Origin of the sequence: Polynucleobacter sp. AP-Latsch-80-C2 (assembly GCF_018882185.1) — a bacterium.
GTDB lineage: Bacteria > Pseudomonadota > Gammaproteobacteria > Burkholderiales > Burkholderiaceae > Polynucleobacter.
The window spans coordinates 1-254 of the sequence record NZ_JACVOY010000045.1; the positions used below are offsets into that span (position 1 = coordinate 1).

Annotated in this window: 1 protein-coding gene; it reads right to left on the minus strand. The window is 52.0% G+C overall.

Annotation, left to right across the window (positions count from 1 at the left end; translation table 11 throughout):
- Positions 1–254: autotransporter-associated beta strand repeat-containing protein (locus tag ICN47_RS12800; protein ID WP_216220293.1), on the minus strand; the 254-nt coding region annotated here is incomplete at both ends.

The following is a 254-nucleotide window of genomic DNA, read 5'->3' on the forward strand; positions in this document are numbered from 1 at the left end:
TGGCTGGAAGCTTGAACCCGCTTTGAGGGTACCGCCATTGACAGTCGTGCCACCGCTGTAGGTGCTGTTGGTGGTGGCGTTGCCTAGGGTTAAAGTACCTACTCCTGCTTTTGTCAGAGTAACACCGGTACCTGCGATGATGCCGTCAATCGAACCAGCACCACTATTGGTAATCGAGATGGCGCTACTGCTAGCTAAGGTAATCGCATGGGCAGTTAAGGTTGCTGTATTAATGGTGAGGCCAGTTAATGGTG